The sequence below is a fragment of the Reyranella massiliensis 521 genome (assembly GCF_000312425.1).
Taxonomy (GTDB): domain Bacteria; phylum Pseudomonadota; class Alphaproteobacteria; order Reyranellales; family Reyranellaceae; genus Reyranella; species Reyranella massiliensis.
This window is the reverse complement of the sequence record NZ_HE997181.1, coordinates 2670237-2683554: the sequence shown is the minus strand read 5'-3', so window position 1 is coordinate 2683554 and position 13318 is coordinate 2670237. Positions and strand designations below refer to the sequence as shown.

At 65.2% G+C, this 13318-nt stretch carries 15 protein-coding genes; 6 read left to right on the top strand and 9 right to left on the bottom strand.

Annotated features, from left to right (window positions below):
* On the top strand, positions 1-1619 hold a 1619-nt coding region (locus tag BN60_RS13230), incomplete at its 5' end, for a multicopper oxidase family protein (protein ID WP_020696545.1).
* 21 nt (positions 1620-1640) lie between these two features.
* Here the strand turns inward: BN60_RS13230 and BN60_RS13225 are convergent.
* Both BN60_RS13225 and BN60_RS13220 read right to left on the bottom strand, forming a co-directional pair.
* Positions 1641-2804 carry a PAS domain-containing sensor histidine kinase gene (locus tag BN60_RS13225; RefSeq protein WP_020696544.1) on the bottom strand — a complete coding sequence of 388 codons (1164 nt, stop codon included), beginning with the start codon at positions 2802-2804 and terminating at the stop codon, positions 1641-1643.
* Positions 2789-3079: a hypothetical protein gene (locus BN60_RS13220; RefSeq protein ID WP_020696543.1), complete on the bottom strand. Its 291-nt coding sequence runs from the start codon at positions 3077-3079 to the stop codon at positions 2789-2791. Before BN60_RS13220 ends, BN60_RS13225 begins: the two co-directional genes overlap by 16 nt.
* A 158-nt stretch (positions 3080-3237) precedes the next feature.
* Here BN60_RS13220 and BN60_RS13215 point away from each other — a divergent pair, with 158 nt between their 5' ends.
* Positions 3238-3534: a hypothetical protein gene (locus BN60_RS13215; protein WP_020696542.1), complete on the top strand. Its 297-nt coding sequence runs from the start codon at positions 3238-3240 to the stop codon at positions 3532-3534.
* Between the two features lie 112 nt (positions 3535-3646).
* Positions 3647-5098: a DUF1254 domain-containing protein gene (locus BN60_RS13210; protein ID WP_020696541.1), complete on the top strand. Its 1452-nt coding sequence runs from the start codon at positions 3647-3649 to the stop codon at positions 5096-5098.
* Positions 5099-5492: 394 nt separating this feature from the next.
* On the opposite strand, the gene yghU is transcribed toward BN60_RS13210, so the two are convergent.
* From yghU to BN60_RS13185, 5 genes are all read right to left on the bottom strand, one after another.
* Positions 5493-6365 (bottom strand): glutathione-dependent disulfide-bond oxidoreductase, encoded by an 873-nt coding sequence (yghU, locus tag BN60_RS13205; protein ID WP_020696540.1) that lies wholly within the window; start codon positions 6363-6365, stop codon positions 5493-5495.
* Positions 6366-6591: 226 nt separating this feature from the next.
* On the bottom strand, positions 6592-7134 hold the full coding sequence (locus BN60_RS13200) for a DUF4142 domain-containing protein (RefSeq protein ID WP_020696539.1): 543 nt from the start codon (positions 7132-7134) through the stop codon (positions 6592-6594).
* A gap of 137 nt (positions 7135-7271) precedes the next feature.
* On the bottom strand, positions 7272-7658 hold the full coding sequence (locus BN60_RS13195; protein WP_020696538.1) for a VOC family protein: 387 nt from the start codon (positions 7656-7658) through the stop codon (positions 7272-7274).
* A gap of 33 nt (positions 7659-7691) precedes the next feature.
* On the bottom strand, positions 7692-7982 hold the full coding sequence (locus tag BN60_RS13190) for an ArsR/SmtB family transcription factor (RefSeq protein WP_020696537.1): 291 nt from the start codon (positions 7980-7982) through the stop codon (positions 7692-7694).
* An 85-nt stretch (positions 7983-8067) separates the two neighbouring features.
* Complete coding sequence (locus tag BN60_RS13185; RefSeq protein WP_020696536.1) at positions 8068-8526, bottom strand: GFA family protein; 459 nt, start codon at positions 8524-8526, stop codon at positions 8068-8070.
* A 99-nt stretch (positions 8527-8625) separates the two neighbouring features.
* On the opposite strand from BN60_RS13185, the gene BN60_RS13180 reads away from it, so the two are divergent.
* The 3 genes from BN60_RS13180 to BN60_RS30885 all read left to right on the top strand — a co-directional run bounded on the left by BN60_RS13180 (position 8626) and on the right by BN60_RS30885 (position 10621).
* Positions 8626-9183 carry a hypothetical protein gene (locus BN60_RS13180; RefSeq protein ID WP_020696535.1) on the top strand — a complete coding sequence of 186 codons (558 nt, stop codon included), beginning with the start codon at positions 8626-8628 and terminating at the stop codon, positions 9181-9183.
* 12 nt (positions 9184-9195) lie between these two features.
* Positions 9196-10251 (top strand): DUF3800 domain-containing protein, encoded by a 1056-nt coding sequence (locus BN60_RS29640; protein ID WP_083856096.1) that lies wholly within the window; start codon positions 9196-9198, stop codon positions 10249-10251.
* A gap of 79 nt (positions 10252-10330) precedes the next feature.
* Positions 10331-10621 (top strand): hypothetical protein, encoded by a 291-nt coding sequence (locus BN60_RS30885; RefSeq protein WP_020696533.1) that lies wholly within the window; start codon positions 10331-10333, stop codon positions 10619-10621.
* On the opposite strand, the gene BN60_RS28875 is transcribed toward BN60_RS30885, so the two are convergent.
* Together BN60_RS28875 and BN60_RS13165 are read right to left on the bottom strand one after the other, a co-directional pair.
* The gene (locus BN60_RS28875) at positions 10618-11535 is read right to left on the bottom strand and encodes an SGNH/GDSL hydrolase family protein (RefSeq protein ID WP_020696532.1); all 918 of its coding nucleotides are present in this window, start codon (positions 11533-11535) and stop codon (positions 10618-10620) included. The two genes, BN60_RS30885 and BN60_RS28875, sit on opposite strands and share 4 nt — an antisense overlap.
* A gap of 94 nt (positions 11536-11629) precedes the next feature.
* On the bottom strand, positions 11630-13240 hold the full coding sequence (locus tag BN60_RS13165; RefSeq protein ID WP_020696531.1) for a serine hydrolase domain-containing protein: 1611 nt from the start codon (positions 13238-13240) through the stop codon (positions 11630-11632).
* Positions 13241-13318 lie beyond the last annotated feature (78 nt).

Below are 13318 nucleotides of genomic sequence, written 5' to 3'. Positions count from 1 at the left end.
GTCGTGGCGTGCTTCGGGCGGGCCTCGCGGCCGGCACCGTTGCGCTCGGCGGCGCCAGCGCATTGGCGCAGACCGGAGGCGGACAGCCAGGCGGCGCTCATGCGGGCCATGCCGGCCACACGATGCCGGGGGCGCCCGCGCCCGTCACGCCGGCAGTGCCCGCCATCCATGCCGGCCATGCCCACATGTCGGAGATCGGCCTGGCCGCGAGCACGGCGCCGCCGCCGCTCGACCAGCCGCTGATCGAGCCCGAGGTTCGCCGCTCGCAGGACGGCGTGCTCGCGACCAGCCTGCGGTGTGCCTACACCTGGCGCAACATCGGCCAGCGGCGTCTCTACCTGCGCAGCTACGAAGGCGGCCTGGCGCCGACCCTGCGGATGAAGCCCGGCGAGACGCTGAAGGTGCGGCTGGCCAACGACCTGCCGCCCAACCGCGACTGGATGCCCCGGGACATCACGCGGCCGCACCAGTTCAACAACACCAACTTCCACTTCCACGGCGCGCATTGCAGCCCGAGCGGCATCGCCGACAACGTCATGCGCACCATGCTGCCCGGCAAGTCCTACGACATCGAGATCGCGCTGCCGGCCGACCATACGCGCGGCACCTACTGGTACCATCCGCACCATCACGGTTCGGCCGACGTGCAGGTGGCGAGCGGCATGGTCGGCGCCATCGTGGTCGAGGGCGATTTCGCCGAGGTGCCCGAGATCGCCGCGGCGCGCGAGCGGGTGATGCTGCTGTCGCAGGTCGTGTTCGACGCCTTCGGCATGATCGAGGATTTCGGCAGCACGCTGTTCCCCGAGGACGCCACGCGCTTCCTGGCGATCAACGGCCAGCGCCGCCCGACCATTGCCATGCGGCCGGGCGAGGTGCAGCGCTGGCGCGTGGTCGGCTCGCAGTACCAGGACAATATCCTGATGGAACTGGCCGGGCACCGGCTGAACGTCATCGCCTACGACGGCATCGCGCTGGGCGCGATGCAGGAGAAGAAGCAGCTCCTGATGGCGCCGGGCCAGCGCGCCGACGTGCTGGTGCAGGCGGGCGCTCCGGGCACCTACGAGCTGAACGCCATGCCCTACGACCAGGGCCATGCGTCGCCCAGCGGGCCGCTGGCGCGGGTCGTGGTCTCGGGCGAGCCGATGGCGATGAAGCTGCCGTCCGCGCTGCCCAGGCCGCCGTTCGAGACGATCCGCGACAGCGAGATCACCAACCGGCGCACGCTCGTCTTCTCCGGCGCGGGCGATCCGCCAGACAACGATCCCGGCGCGCACTGGCAGGAATTCACCACGCTGATCGACGGCAAGACCTTCGATCCCGCGCGCATCGACCAGCGGGTGAAGCTCGGCGCCGTGGAGGAGTGGACGATCCGCAACATCCATCATCACGACGACCACGTGTTCCACATCCACACCAACCCGTTCCAGGTGACGGAGATCGACGGCAAGCGGCCGGACGATCTCGTGTGGCGCGATACGGTGACGGTGACGCGGGCCGGCGGCAGCACGGTGTTCCGCTCGCGCTTCCTCGACTACACCGGCATCTTCATGCTGCACTGTCACATGATGAACCACGAGGAGATGGGCATGATGCAGACGGTCGAGGTCTACAAGGACTGACCGCCGCTGCGCCCGCGCGGTTCAGCGCTCCAGCGGCATCCTGAGCGTGAAGCAGGTCAGCTCGGGCGTCGAGGTGACGTCGATCGTGCCGCCATGCGCCTTGGCGATTTCCGACGCGATGTAGAGGCCGAGACCCAGACCCTCCCGGCTCGGTCTGACCTCGCCGCGCGAGAAGGGACGGAACAGCCGATCCATCGCCGCCGCTTCGATCGGCGTGCCGGCATTGCAGACGGCGAGTTCGAACTGGTCTTCCGTCTTGGCGATCACGGTCACGGGCTCGCCTTCGGCGCCGTGGGTCAGCGCGTTGCCCAGCAGATTGGACAAGAGCTGCCCGAGCCGTACCGGGTCGGCGGTGACGGGCCTGGTCAAGGCAAAGTCCGTCTTGATGATCGTGCCCGGATGGATGCTCTGCAGTTCGTCGACGACCAGCCGGAGCACGGGTTCGAGCGGCAGGGTGGACAGCGTCAGCGTGAGGCCGCCGCCCAGCCGGCCGCGCGCGAAGTCGAGAAGGTTGTCGACCAGGCTCGCCATCCGCGCGACGCTCTTCTGCACCAGGATGGTGATCCCCTCGGCGCGCTCGTCCAGCTTCGACTGCTGGATCAGGTTCATGCCTGCGGCGATGGACGCCAGGGGATTGCGCAGGTCGTGCCCCAGAACGGCGATGAACTGTTCGCGCAGCTCGGCCTCCATGCGCTGCGCGTCGAGCGCGCTGTCGGTGCGCAACTGCTTCACCGTCGCCTCGGCAACGCGCCGTTCGAGCGTCTTGGCCAGCGTCTTCAGCTCGTCGCGCGCCTTCAGCAGCTCGCGCTCGTAGCGGCGGCGGTCCGTCGCGTCGAAGACGGTCAGCCGGACGAACTGCGGCTTTCCTTCGGCATCGCGCCGCTCCATCGCGTTGACCAGCACGGGATAGGTCTCGCCGTCCTTCCTGACGAGATCGAGCGCGACCTCGTTGAAGAAGCCCTGCAGGCGCAGCAGGGGGGCGAAGTGGGTTTCGTAGAAGATGCGGCCTGCGATGTTGAGGAGGTCGTGCAGCCGCTTGCCGGTCAGCTCGTCGGGCGCGTAGCCGGTCCACAGGCAGAACGTCCGGTTGGCCCTGGCGATCCGCCCATCCGGACGCAGCGAGACAAACCCGCAGGGCGCGTTGTCGTAGAGGTCTTCCAGATCTTCGTTCACGGGATCGGACAAGGTTGCACATCGCCGTGGCGACGTCGTCCGGCGCGCCGAGGTTCGGGCACGGCATCCTGCAGGCCGAGTTCGCGGCCGATCTCGTCCCTGTCGTCGGCGTCGCCCGCGCGCGTCGGGCAGTTCTCGGGGCTGCAGAGGAGCGTTCGCAAGCCGACCTCGAAGGCAGGCGCGACGTGCCGTCCCATGTTCCGGTCGCCGCCGACTCCAGGGGCGAACACGATCGCCGTGGGGCCGGTGCCCGCCGTGCGGACATTGTTGCGCACGAGCGCCGACACGGTACGTACCCCCAAAGCAGCCCAGAACTTCGGGGAAGATATCGCGGTGTACCGGCGGCGTCACGAGCCCGCAGCATCTGCATTCCGAAATCGATTGCGGTGCCAGCACCCACCTGCGTACTTTGCCCGCCCGACACGAGCCCAGGGAGGGGCGATCGATGGCTCTGGTTCTCACCTTGAAGCAAGGCGAAGACTTCTACGTCGACAAGGACCAGTATTTTCTGCGCGAGATCGTGTCGGAGGGAAACGTCCGCGTCTCGCGCGTGCGCGACGGGGCGGCCTTCGACGTCGACGACCGCAAGAAGACGCAGGTCGACGAGGGCGTGTTCCTGCAGATCGGCGACCACATGACCAGCAAGGCCTGCCGCCTGATGATCGACGCCCCGCGCCAGCTCCTGATCGTCACCGGCGCCAAGAAACGCAACCCGCCCGCCTCGATAACATCGCGTCGGTGACACAACACCGGCGATACAATGCCGGCGACACAACGCCGGTGATGAATGGGAGTCCTCTTTGTTGTCTGCGCGCGCTCGACCACGAGCCGCGCCCCGGAAGGAAGTTGTTCAGATGCTTACCAAACGCGACCTGCTTTGTTCGGCGGCGATGGCCGCATTCGCCGCCACGACGGCGAAGTCCATCCCGGCCCTTGCGCAGAACAAGGCCGGATGGCCCAGCCTGCCGGAGGCCAAGGACATCGCCGAGGAAGGCTTCATCTACGGCCTGCCGCTCGTGATGAACTATGCGGTCATGCAGGAGTTCGCCGTCGACAGGAACTCGGGGCAGTTCAAGGCGCCGTTCAACGAAATCAACAATACGCACAGTGTCGCCACCCCGGCGGACACGGCAGTCATCACGCCGAACAGCGACACGCCTTACTCGATTCTCTGGCTGGATCTGCGCGCCGAGCCGATGGTCGTCTCGGTGCCGGCGATCGCAAAGGACCGCTACTATTCGGTCCAGCTCGTCGACGGCAACACCTACAATTTCGGCTATATCGGCACGCGCGCCACGGGGACCGAGCCGGGCGACTATCTGGTGGTCGGCCCCGACTGGAAAGGCGAGACGCCCGCAGCGTCGACCGGACTGAAGAAGGTCTTCCGGTCGACGACGCCGTTCGCGTTCGCGCTTTTCCGCACCCAGCTCTTCAACCCCGGCGACATGCCGAACGTCGAGAAGATCCAGGCCGGCTACAAGGCGCAGTCGCTGTCCGCTTTCCTCAAGCAACCCGCCCCGGCTGCCGCGCCCAAGATCGATTTCCTTCCTGCCACCACGGCCGGGATCAAGGATAACTTCTTCCAGTATCTCGACGCGGCCCTGCAATTCGTTCCGGAGACGGCGCGGGACAAGGCGGTTCGCGCGAAGCTCGCGAAGATCGGCATCGGGCCCGGCAAGACCTTCGCGTTCAAGGACCTGTCGCTCGAACACAAGGCGGCGATCCTGGTGGCCATGAAGCAGGGCGACGACAAGGTCGACAAATGGCTGGCCAATGGAAACAAGAGCATCAACGGCTGGAACGTCGGTGCGTTCTTCGGTGACGAGGCTTTCTACAACGGTGACTGGTTGATGCGGGCCGGCGCTGCCAAGGGCGGCCTCTATGGCAACGACGCCGTGGAAGCCATGTATCCCTATACCCGGATCGACGCGGCCGGCGCGCCGCTCGACGGCAGCAAGCACAAGTACACCATCACCTTCGCGCCCGGCCAGTTGCCGCCGGTGAATGCGTTCTGGTCCGTGACGATGTACGACGGCAAGAGCCAGTTCCTGGTCAAGAACCCGATCAACCGCTACCTCATCAACTCGCCGATGCTGTCGGCGATGAAGAAGGACGCGGACGGCTCGCTGACGCTGTACATCCAGAAGGACAGCCCCGGCGCGGACAAGGAAGCCAATTGGCTTCCGGCGCCGAACGACACGATCTATCTCGTGATGCGCCTGTACTGGCCGAAGCCTGCGCCGCCGTCGATCCTGCCGGCGGGCAACGGGACATGGCAGCCCCCCGGCGTGAAGCAGGTCTCGTAAGAGACGCAGCGCTCGACCCTCACGGGCCGCTCGTCACCGGCGCCAGGAAGCCGCCGTCGGTGACGGGCGATTGCCTTTTCTGTCGTCCTGAGCGCAGCGAAGGACCTCATCGCCGCCTGCCATCGGCACGAGATCCTTCGCTGCGCTCAGGATGGCAAGAGTAGAGGACGATAGAGAGTTGGGGCGCCGCTCGCTGACTCTAGTCCGCTGCCGTCGGTGACGGGGCGCCCGAGGTGGTGCTTTCCCTGTCGTCCTGAGCGAAGCGAAGGACCTCATCGCCGTCTGCCATTGGTGGGGCAACCGGCATGAGATCCTTCGCTGCGCTCAGGATGACAACAAAACTGGTTAGGCAAAGTTGGGGCGCACCAGCGGACTGGCGCGCCCCTCGCTGACTTTAGTCCGCGGCCTTCTGGGCGGCGGCCTTGTCGAAGTCGCCGGCGTCGTGGCGTTCGCGGAGCTGGCCGGGGTCGTTGCCCTGGATGCGGTTGACGAGGCGGCCGCGCTTCACGGCCGGGCGCTTGGCGATCGCGTCGGTCCAGCGGTTCACGTTCTTGTATTCGTGGACCTGCAGGAAGGTGCCGGCATCGTTGTAGATCTTGCCCTTGGCCAGCGCGCCGTACCACGGCCAGATCGCCATGTCGGCGATCGAGTATTCGTCGCCGGCGAAGTACTCGTTGTCGGCGAGGTGCTTGTCGAGCACGTCCATCTGCCGCTTGGTCTCCATCGCGAAGCGATCGATGGCGTATTCGCTCTTGAACGGCGCATAGGCGTAGAAGTGGCCGAAGCCGCCGCCGAGATAGGGCGCGCTGCCCATCTGCCAGAACAGCCAGTTGAGCGCCTCGGTGCGCTTGTCGAGGTCCTTGGGCAGGAAGGCGCCGAACTTCTCCGCGAGATAGAGCAGGATCGAACCGGACTCGAAGACGCGGCGGGGCTTGGCGCCGCTGCGGTCGACCAGCGCCGGGATCTTGGAGTTGGGATTGGCTGCGACGAAGCCGCTGCCGAACTGCTGGCCCTTGCCGATCTCGATCAGCCAGGCGTCGTATTCGGCGCCGCTATGGCCGGCGGCCAGCAGCTCCTCCAGCATCACCGTGACCTTCTGGCCGTTCGGCGTGCCCAGCGAATAGAGCTGCAGCGGATGCTTGCCCACCGGCAGCTCGGCCTCGTGCGTGGCGCCCGCGACGGGGCGGTTGATGTTGGCGAAGCGGCCGCCGTTGTCCTTGTTCCACTGCCAGATTGCGGGGGGCGTATAGGTCTTGTCGTCGCTCATGGCGGGGTCCTCTTTCACGCGAAGTCGTTGGAAGGAGATTACCCTGCGCTCTACCCAATTCCGGCGCCGCGGGCCACCGCCTTCGCGGCGCCGCCGTGTCGTCTTTCGCGTCGTCTTTCTCGTGCGACGGGTGAGACTTGCTCGCTTGACAGCATTCTGCCGGAACGCAGGCGCGCTCCGGCAGATCGTCGCTCCTGCGCAGGCAAGTGCCTTGGGTCGGTGCCGCCTAGCGGCCGCCGGCCAGACGCTTGGAATATTCCGACAGCTCGCGCAGCACCGGCAGCGACTCCTGCGCGTAGCGGCGCAGCGGGCCGCTGCCGCCGCTCTGCGAATAGGCGCCGTACTGTTCGACCGCCGAGGTCTCGGCGCGCATCACGGCGTTGGCATAGGCGGTGTCGAACTGCGGACCCGTCAGCGAGTTGAGCTGCGACATCGCGTTGTTCGTCATCTGGCTGGTGGCGTCGTGCGGCGCCATCGAGACGCCGGCCTCCGAGCGGTTGCGCTTCAGCGTCGACACCAGCTTGGTGTGCTCGGCGATGGCGCGCGTGGCGAAGCCGCGGACCAGCTCGTTCTGCGACTTGGAGAGGGCGAGCTGGCCCGAGCGGATCATGAAGTCGTTGATGGTCTCGGCGAAGCCCACGAAGCGCGAGTCGGGCAGGGCGTCGACGGCGTGCGCCGTCGTGGCGGACGTCGCGGCGTAGGCGAGGGGCGCCGCGGCGAGGGCAGCGAGCAGGGAACGGCGACGGATCGTGGTCGTGGGCATGGTCATGGGTATCTCCCGTTTTCCAGGTGGCAAATGTCGGGCTGACAACGAATTGCGACCGGAAACGTTCCTTTACTCCACATCCCTTCAAGCAACCATCAGTAGCAGCCCTCCATTTTCGCATGCCTCTCCCGCCTCGGCTCCTACTTCATCTGGATCAGCTGGATCAGGTTCCCGCAGGTGTCGTCGAACACGACCATCCGCACCGGCCCGGCATCCATCGGTTCCATCGTGAAGGCGACGCCGAGGTCGCGCAGGCGGCGATGCTCGGCATCGACGTCGTCGACCTGGAACGAGGTCGCCGGGATGCCGTCGGCCACCAGCGCGTCCTTGTACGGCTTGACCGCGGGATGGCCGCTGGGCTCCAGCAGCAGCTCCGTTCCCCCGGGGGCCTGCGGCGACACGACGGTCAGCCAGCGCGCGCCGCCTGCGGGCACGTCGTTCTTCAGCTGGAAGCCCAGCACGCGGGTATAGAAGTCGAGGGCCTTTTCCTGGTCGTCCACGAAAACGCTGGTGACGTAGATTCTCACGGCGGTTGTCCTTTCGGGAGAGGAGAGACGCGATCAGAGGTGCTTCTGCAGCCACAGCGCCGTGGCCTCGCGCAACGGCTCGAGGTCGAGCGAGTGCAGCTTGGTCCGGCCCATCCACTCCACGCGGATCAGCCCGGCCTTCTCCAGCATGTCGAGATGCTGGGTGACGGCCTGACGCGACAGCCCCGGCTCGTTGGCCGCGGCCGAAAGGGCACAGATCTGGAACAGCGACTGCGCGGGGCGCTCGCGCAGCCGGTCGACGATCCGCCGGCGCGTCGGATCGGCAAGCGCCTTGAAGATCCGGTCGAGCTGGTCGTCGTCCACGCCGGATTAAATGCAATAAAACTATTGCATGTCAACCGGCCATTCACGCGGCCTGCAACCGGGGCCTGCAGCCGGAGGACGCAACTCAGTCGGGCGCGGCGGCGAACTCGGCCATCAGGCGCGGGAAGTCCTCCATCGCGGGAAAGCCCTCGAAGCGATGCCGCGCCGGTGTCTCGGCCCAGGGCAGCTTCTCCTTTGTCATCGTCTCGATGAAGGGCGAGAACCAGCTCGGATCGTCGAGCAGGGTGGGCCGCACGTTGAGGAAGGCGTCGAGGCCCGCGATACGCGTGAACATCCAGCTCATGCAGCTTGGGCAGAAATGATGCTGGAGCTGCGGCCCGCGCAGCCCGCCGACCACCGTCCTGCCCTCGACCACGGCGAAGCCTTCGGCCGGAACCATGGCCGTCAGCGAGAACGCGCTGCTGCTCATGCGCTGGCAGCCCGTGCAGTGACAGGCCGCCGTCATCAGCGGCGGCGCGGTGATCTCGAACTTCACCTCGCCGCAGCGGCAGCTTCCGCGCAGAGGCAGTTTCGTGGGCTTCATGGTTGGGGTCTCCTTCGGCGTCAGGCTTCCTGAGTCTGATCTATTGCTGGTCACTCAGTTGTGGGGATTGTGCTAAATTGTGCCTTGAGTTGAGGTCCGATGACGAACCCTGATCCAGTATTCCTCGCACGTCGCGCAAACTACGGCCAAGACTATGAGCGAACTATCAAGCCAACTCTCGAACTGTATCGAGATCAGGTCGGCTTTGGTGTTGAGTACGGCAAGATCACACTATCTTATTTGTTCTTGAGCAATGCCGGTGGGCTCGCGGGTATGTTGGCTATTGCGCCTCTCGTCCGCGATCTTAATCAACTCTGGCTGATGCAGTCGCTTTGGATAGCAATCGCCTTCGGCGTTGGAATTCTATTCGCAGCGATTACCGCAGGGGCCTCGTATGCCAACTTCACCGCCAACGCTCGCATCTACCATACGATGGCTGCTGACAAGGATAACTGGTTGGGTGCTTGGCACTTCGGTCTCCACCAGCAAACTACTCAGGATTTTTCGAGGATCAATCAAGACTATGTGAGGCGAGCCTCTGAATGGTCCATCCGGACCACAAAGATTGCAGTGATATGTGGCATAATTTCAGGGCTGTGCTCGGCGATAGGAGGGATCGCCCTCGCATGGAGTCTTGCACAAACCTCAATCCAGTGAGGTTACCCTCGGATGGCTGCGCAGCTACTCACTCCTCGAATGCTTCATATCTTCGGGGACGAAAGTTCCCATAAAGGCAAGCACAAATTTCTTGTCTACGGGACAGTCAGTTGTGACCGAAGCATGGTTCCAAAGATCCGAGAGGAGATTGAGAAAGCCAAGAAAGGCAAGTCGTTGGAATGGCATTGGAGTGAATCCAAATACCCAGAACTATATCCAGGCTTGGTCGATACCATATTCAAGTGTCGCGATAACTTTGGACTGCGTTTTCGCTGTCTCGTGGTGAACACCCGGCACACTCGTCACAAAGAATACAGTGACGACGATCCTGACCTCGGGTTGGAGAAGTACATTCACCTTCATCTAATGACCTATGCAAATGATCAGAAGGCAAAGGCGCAATTCTTCGTTCAGTTGGACGAACGCACTCCAAAGTATCGCGCAGAAGCACAGAAGCGAGCACTTAATGCAGCAGACCGCCGAGACAATCTAAGGACCTACGACCTCTTTGCGGACGCAATAGATGTGCGTTCCCATACTAGTCCGCTTGTTCAGGTCGCAGACGTGCTTTCGGGAGCCGTCGCATACGTGACGAATGAGCGTTATCTTCTGAGTGATGCCAGCCCCAGAAAGAAAGCGCTTGCAGAGAGAATAGCAAAGCTCGCGAACATCCCCATTGTGGGACACGCCAAAGAGTTGGGGGTGAGGCGCGGCGAGCTTCGGTCTCTCGCATTTGCCACTAATCCTAGAGTGACGCCGGATTTTATCATCTGGCACCTTCATCTGCGAGCAGAAGAGGAAAAGGTACTTAGGGCGCTCAGCGCGGAGCAGCTTAGCCGTTACTCACCAGATGCAACTTATGCCGATCTTCAAAGAGATGGCTATCGCATTGTTGTCGAGTGTGCCCGGTGTGATCATAGTATTTCGGACTATCTGTCGGCTCGTCCACATAACGGTATCAAGCTGGTTTCAAGTAAACCTACGCGATGCGGGAAATGTGGACGCAGAGGGATCGTTCACCTCAAGGCATCTCACTTTCATCGGACTCGATCGGAGCGGAACGCCTAGCGCGCATTTTTCTCTTTGCGGCGGCAACGCGGCGCGTGCCTTGCCTGTTGAGTCTCCCGTCGGGCAGGAGGAGCGTGCGATGGTCCGGGTTGTCCTTTCTCTCGCGACGAGCGGCGCGCTCGTCTTGTCGGCTGCCGGCGCGGCCTGGGCGCAGGCGGGCACCGGCATCGGCGGCAGCGGCACGCCGTCGTCGCCGTCTTCCCCGTCGACATCGCCGTCGACATCGCCGGCGCCGGGCGGCACTTCGCCCACCGTGCCGCCGTCCTCGCCTTCGGTTCCCTCGACCTCGCCGTCACCCTCGACGACGGCTCCCCCGCAGCAGCCGGGGCCGGGCCTCGATACCGACCGCCGCGCCCCGCCGCCGCGCTAGGGCGTCGCGGCCATCGCGGTGTTTGCCGCCAGCGCCGGCAGGGTCGCGGCGAGCAGGCTGGCGATCATGAGGTTGCCGCGCGGGTTCATGTGCGCCGAGGCGTAGAAGTCCTGCTGGTTCGGCTCGGCGGCGAGGCGGCGGAACGTGTCCACCGTGGCGATGCCCGCGCGCGCGGCGCAGTCGAGCAGCGCCTCGACGATGCGGCGCTGGTAGGCGAGGTAGCTGCGATGCCGCCAGGTGTCGGGCGGATACTGCGCCATCACGATCACCCTGAGAGCGCCGTCGGCCTGCAGGCGGGCGAGCCGTTCGATCAGGCGCTTGGCGATCTCCACGCCGAAGCCGGAACGATGGACGCGGCGGTGATAGCCGGCGAGGTGCTGCATGAAGACGGGCATGCCGAGCAGGGCGGTGTCGAGGCGGTGCCGCAGGTCGGGCGAGAGCGTCGGGCGACGCGGCGGCACCGGCACGCCCTTCAGCGCGAGGCCGCTGCTCTCGACGGCGAACCACGGCTTGTCGCGCCACCACAGGCGGCGCATCTCCACGCGCCGCACGTCGTCGGCGATGAAGCTCAGGACGAGGATGGCCGGCCGGTGCGCGGCCACGCAACGCTCGGCGCGCAGTACCATCTGGTCGATGCCGTAGCCCGTGACGCCGCCGTTCAGCACGCGGCGGCCGGTGAGCCGCTGCAGCTGCGCCGGCCACGTCTCCTCGTCGCGCACCTCGTCGCCGTAGGTGAAGGAATCGCCCACCGTCAGGATCGCGCCATCGTCATGGGAGGCCGCGTGCTCGCCGCACGAGCGAAACCCGTCGGCGTCGATCGTATGGAACGACCGGCCGACGCCGGGCCCGCTGAAACCGGGGTTGGGCACATGCCCCAGAAGATCGTCGTGACGAAAGAGTCCGCTTTCCGACATCGCTCCCCGCCTGATCCCCATCCAAGCAGATCGCGCGAAGCGTTGGAACCCACTTCGACATCCTCCCCATTTGAAGCGGGAGGAAATCTCCGGTCTATTCGCTCACGGCGCCGCGGAGTTCGGCCTTGAATCCATCGGTGTTCTCGAACCTGATCGTCACCGCGTCGCCCGGCCTGTCACCCTCGAAAGCGAACGTCCAGGTCTGGGTCTCGCCGCGGCCCAAGGTGCGGCTGTCCAGCTGGAAGGTGCGCTCGTCGAGCCAGCGTCCGCGGACGGCGTTTGTCCCGTAGGGGCCGGGCGGGCTGGTGCGATAGAAGCCGTCGGTGCCGAACACGCCGGTGCGGCGGTCGGTCGGCGGATCGGCGCGCAGCACGACCTCCCAGGTCGGATCGGGCCGATCGAAGAAATCGAGCCGGAAGCTCTTCATGCGCAGCGGATTGTCGGCCAGCCGGTAGACCTTTCCCGAGATCGTTCGGGCGAGACCGGACGCACCTGTGGCGACGCCGGGAGCAGGACCCGGCTTTTCTGTCGCGGCCTCTCGTATCGCCCCGGCGAGCAGCGCCACGCCCGCAGGATTGGCGGGCAGGGGCTCGTCCGACCTGACGGCCTTGGCGATCTCGTCGATCAACCCGGCGACCGGATAGGATTCGGTGTCCCGCAGGACGCCGGTCATCACCGCCACGATATCGAGTTTCGGCAGGACGACGATGAGCTGGGAATGACGGCCGCGCGCCATGTAGGCGCCCTTGTCGGGAAGCGACCACCACAGGTTTCCGTAGCGATAGCCCCATTTAGCGACGACGTTTCCCGCCTTCGCCTGCTCGACCCACGCGGACGGGATGATCTGCTTGTCCTCCCACCGGCCGTTGCGCAGATAGAGATAGCCGAACCGCGCCATGTCGTGCGGCGTGAGGAAGAGGCCGGCCTGGCCGTCCGTGACGCCCTGAATGTCGTTGTTGCCCCAGGCGGCGCTCCTGATGCCGAGCGGTCCGAACAACTCCTTCATCGCAAAGTCCTGGGCGCTCTTGCCGGACTTCACGTTGATCAGCGCGGAGAGCAGATAAGGATCGCCGCCGCTGTAGTTGAACGTGGTGCCGGGCGCGTGCGCCATCGGCCGGTCGAGCACGAAGGCGGTGCGGTCGGGACTGCGGAACATCTGCATCAGCGTTTCGTCCGGCGTGTAGTACCTCTCCGTCCACGCCATGCCGGAGGTCATGTCGAGAAGGTTCTGAACCGTCATCGCCTGCTTTCTCGCGTCGTCGTTCCCGATCTGCCATTTGGAAAACAGGTCCGCCACCCGCCGGTCGGTGCTGTCGAGCATGCCCTTGTGGAGCTGGATCGCCGTCAAGGTGCCGACGACGCTCTTGGTGACCGAGCGCAGATCGTGGGCGATGCCCGGCGCGAAGGGCGCGTAGTAGGCATCGGCGACGATCCGCCCGTGCCGGACGATCAGGAAGCTGTCCTGTCCGAAGCTGCCGACGGTCTCGACCAGCCGCGCAAGCTGCGCGGAGTCCATGCCCCGCTCCTCGGGCGTCGAGACCGGCCAGGACTCGGCCGGCCAGGGATAGGCGGAGGACCAGGACGAAGGAGAGGACGAGGACGAGGCCTGCGGATCGCGAGCCTGCGCGGCGACCGGCGCAAGGCCTCCGGCCAGGAGTTGAACCGCTGCGACCAGTGCAGCCAGGGCAACCAGCTTGAGACGCATGGGCATCCTCCCAATCGTCGACCGATCATACATCAGGACGCCGGCCACGCGGTATTCGCTGTCGCAATCTGCACGTTT

Excerpts from the sequence above, each read along its gene's own strand:
- BN60_RS13215 (WP_020696542.1), top strand. The coding sequence starts at position 3,238 with ATGGCTCTGGTTCTCACCTTGAAGCAAGGCGAAGACTTCTACGTCGAC.
- BN60_RS13210 (WP_020696541.1), top strand. The coding sequence starts at position 3,647 with ATGCTTACCAAACGCGACCTGCTTTGTTCGGCGGCGATGGCCGCATTC.
- yghU (WP_020696540.1), bottom strand. The coding sequence starts at position 6,365 with ATGAGCGACGACAAGACCTATACGCCCCCCGCAATCTGGCAGTGGAAC.
- BN60_RS13200 (WP_020696539.1), bottom strand. The coding sequence starts at position 7,134 with ATGACCATGCCCACGACCACGATCCGTCGCCGTTCCCTGCTCGCTGCC.
- BN60_RS13185 (WP_020696536.1), bottom strand. The coding sequence starts at position 8,526 with ATGAAGCCCACGAAACTGCCTCTGCGCGGAAGCTGCCGCTGCGGCGAG.
- BN60_RS13180 (WP_020696535.1), top strand. The coding sequence starts at position 8,626 with ATGACGAACCCTGATCCAGTATTCCTCGCACGTCGCGCAAACTACGGC.
- BN60_RS29640 (WP_083856096.1), top strand. The coding sequence starts at position 9,196 with ATGGCTGCGCAGCTACTCACTCCTCGAATGCTTCATATCTTCGGGGAC.
- BN60_RS30885 (WP_020696533.1), top strand. The coding sequence starts at position 10,331 with ATGGTCCGGGTTGTCCTTTCTCTCGCGACGAGCGGCGCGCTCGTCTTG.
- BN60_RS28875 (WP_020696532.1), bottom strand. The coding sequence starts at position 11,535 with ATGTCGGAAAGCGGACTCTTTCGTCACGACGATCTTCTGGGGCATGTG.
- BN60_RS13165 (WP_020696531.1), bottom strand. The coding sequence starts at position 13,240 with ATGCGTCTCAAGCTGGTTGCCCTGGCTGCACTGGTCGCAGCGGTTCAA.